A 2,875-nucleotide genomic window follows, 5' to 3' on the forward strand; every position below is an offset into this window, starting at 1 on the left:
CCGTAGTGGGAAGATTTCTGTAGTTGGAACTATGGATGAAAGTACCACGAAGGAAATCTTGCATATCCTTAACAGGACTGCTTGAAGCCTACACTGTACCCGCAAGGGTCAGTGTAGGAGATGTCACCATCTCAAACTAAACATTCCCTAGCTTTGCTAGAGAACCAAAAACTAGGAACACTTCAACAATGTTTTGGAAATTGATAGTTAGTGCTTTACTATTGCCCAGTTGCTTGGGATTTGAGACAGCAGCAGCACATATAACAAGTAAGGTGCAAAACCAGTCACAGTCTCAAGAATCGACATTGCCAGTTACTTCCACACTGGCAAATCAAAGTCTCATGAATTCTTCCACCCTTGCCAATGAAGAAGATTCATCAATTCAAAGCAACTTGGAAGCTGATACAGCCCAAGTCAAACAGACCAAATACGAGTATTATCAAAACATCCATCAACAGCGTCTTCGTCGTTATAGACAAAAGGTGCGTTCTCACAGCTATCGATGTCATCGTCAAGTGCGTCATCATCGCAGGTATAATCAAAACCGCGTTTACTATCCTCAAAATCATCACCCCAAACGGCATCACTACAGATACCAGCGTCAATATCAGCCCCAAAATTATCACAGACAACACAACTACAGATGCCAATATTATAGTCATGGCAGATGTTACAACTAATGCGACTAACTAAAAAATTGCACAAATTCCCCACAAATTAAACTCAAAAAACCTCTGCGTAACTCTGCGATTATTCCTTCGCTTCTCTGCGTTTAAAAATCCTATTTATTCTCAACTCAGTAACTGAATTAACACAAAAGCAAAAGCCGCACTACCTAGAGGAACTGTCAAATTATCAACACCCAACAAAGAAAAAGCTTCTAAACCAGTAGCTACCAAAGCAACCAGCAGTGATACCAACCAAGTTTGCCAAACATTCCCCAGGGTGAAGAGTAAAATCAAACTACAAACAATATAGCTGAGAACAAGCATGGTCAAAGAGCCTTCCCAACTTTTTTGCGCTCCAAACACTTGATATTTATGTTTGCCAAATCGCTGTCCAATCAGCGCTGCTAATCCATCTCCCCATGCCATGATCAAAATGCCGATCGCTGCATATTGAGGTTGTTGCAAATGCCAGAAGCAAGCAACTAAAACACCTATACTAACCGCATAAAAAAATGTCCCCAAACTTTGGCGTCCAACGCTGTTAATACCTGGGAGAATTGGAAATAAATAGGACAATAAGGTAACAGCACTCGCTAAAATCGAAGCTGTAATCCCCACACTTGCGGGGACATCTAGTAACCAAGCAAATAAAATCACATTGCCAGTACCAATATGAACTATTTTCCGCAACAGTTCTGCATCGCTATTGACAAAACGATTTGTCAGCCACGCAATTAGAAGGATGAGCGATACCCAAATGGCTACGATCGCAACTTGCAGCGACAAAGAGTGACTTGACTGGAAATCAAAAAATGAAGTTAACAATACAACAATATGAAAAATGTTGACGCTTATTATCAATGTATAGGATTTGGGTTACTGCGATGAAATTATTATTTATTTGGTTAATTAAAGGTTATCGCATTTTCATATCACCGCTGTTTCCCCCAAGTTGTCGCTTTCAGCCCACTTGTTCAATGTATGCTATTGAAGCAATTGAGCGATTTGGTGTTCTTCGTGGTAGTAGTCTGGCAATTTGGCGGATTTTGCGCTGTCATCCATTTCATCCTGGTGGATACGATCCGGTACCGGGAGGGGGAGAGGGGGGGAGGGGGAGAGGGGGACAAGGGGGACAGGGGGGACAAGGGGGATTTTGACTTTTGACTTTTGACTTTTGACTCCTATTTAATCCAAAATCGAAATGAGACCTTATCATCAAATACCAATTATTGAATGTGGTGAACCGTTGGTGGAGATTCCTTTAGAATTGTTTGCGGTGGAATCTCCCCATCCTTATGAAAAGCTAGGTGCCCCTTATGGAGAACATTCTCCTTATTTTCTCCGCAAAAGTTTGATTTCCAACTTGAAAGAAGCGCAAAATCACTTACAGCGAATACATCCAAATTGGCACATTCAAATTTTTGATGCTTATCGCCCGGTAGCTGTGCAACAGTTTATGGTAGATTACAGTTTTGCTCAAGCGCTGCAAGAAAGAGGACTGATAGAAGCGCAGTTGTCAAGCTCCAAACGCCAAGAAATTTGGGAAGCGGTTTATGAAATTTGGGCTGTACCCAGTAAAGAAGAAAAAACTCCACCTCCTCACAGTACCGGTGCGGCGGTGGATGTGACGTTGGTAGATGACAATAGACAAGTGGTTGATATGGGTTCACCGATTGATGAAATGTCAGAGCGATCGCTTCCCGATTACTTTGCTAATAACAGCGAACTCGAAGCACAACAATATCACGCTCATCGTCAACTGTTGCATGATGTCATGTTAAAAGCCGGATTTCAACGCAATCCTAGAGAATGGTGGCATTTTTCTTTAGGAGATCAGATGTGTTGCTGGTTGAATAATCAATTGATACCAGGTAGTTCTCTCACAGCTCGTTATGGACGTGTTGTATAGCACTATGACTGACACCTGGCACCATTCTCAATTAGTTGCGAATCCTGCCCAGAACTGAAGCTCCACAGCTGATAGCCAAAGTCTACTTGAAGTAGATCGGCATAAATAAACGCTCCTTAACGTAGTAACGGCTTAAGCCGTTAAAATCCAAGAGCGACGAGGAGTAAACTGCTGCTATATAAATCCTAGACAAGTCTAGACATTTACTTCTTACTTCAACGGGAGCATGGGAGCGGTTATCCCTCAGTAAGCTTTCACGATGAAGCCAACCGTGATAAGTTAATTGCCGCGTTTAAAT

Annotated in this window: 4 protein-coding genes; 3 read left to right on the forward strand and 1 reads right to left on the reverse strand. The window is 42.1% G+C overall.

Annotated features, from left to right (window positions below; translation table 11 throughout):
• Positions 1–188 precede the first annotated feature (188 nt).
• Complete coding sequence (locus OGM63_RS24590) at positions 189–680, forward strand: hypothetical protein (protein ID WP_263748299.1); 492 nt, start codon at positions 189–191, stop codon at positions 678–680.
• A gap of 111 nt (positions 681–791) precedes the next feature.
• On the opposite strand, the gene OGM63_RS24595 is transcribed toward OGM63_RS24590, so the two are convergent.
• Positions 792–1,454 carry a diacylglycerol/polyprenol kinase family protein gene (locus tag OGM63_RS24595; RefSeq protein ID WP_263748300.1) on the reverse strand — a complete coding sequence of 221 codons (663 nt, stop codon included), beginning with the start codon at positions 1,452–1,454 and terminating at the stop codon, positions 792–794.
• A 98-nt stretch (positions 1,455–1,552) separates the two neighbouring features.
• Here OGM63_RS24595 and yidD point away from each other — a divergent pair, with 98 nt between their 5' ends.
• The gene (yidD, locus tag OGM63_RS24600; protein WP_263748301.1) at positions 1,553–1,825 is read left to right on the forward strand and encodes a membrane protein insertion efficiency factor YidD; all 273 of its coding nucleotides are present in this window, start codon (positions 1,553–1,555) and stop codon (positions 1,823–1,825) included.
• Positions 1,826–1,869: 44 nt separating this feature from the next.
• A complete protein-coding gene (locus OGM63_RS24605) occupies positions 1,870–2,577 on the forward strand; it encodes a M15 family metallopeptidase (RefSeq protein ID WP_263748302.1) in 708 nt (235 codons plus the stop codon).
• The last annotated feature ends 298 nt before the right edge of the window (positions 2,578–2,875 follow it).

It is taken from the genome of Plectonema radiosum NIES-515 (genome assembly GCF_025753815.1).
Taxonomy (GTDB): domain Bacteria; phylum Cyanobacteriota; class Cyanobacteriia; order Cyanobacteriales; family Nostocaceae; genus Hassallia; species Hassallia radiosum_A.

Coding starts and splice junctions, on each gene's coding strand:
- OGM63_RS24590 (WP_263748299.1), top strand. CDS start 189: ATGTTTTGGAAATTGATAGTTAGTGCTTTACTATTGCCCAGTTGCTTG.
- yidD (WP_263748301.1), top strand. CDS start 1,553: ATGAAATTATTATTTATTTGGTTAATTAAAGGTTATCGCATTTTCATA.
- OGM63_RS24605 (WP_263748302.1), top strand. CDS start 1,870: ATGAGACCTTATCATCAAATACCAATTATTGAATGTGGTGAACCGTTG.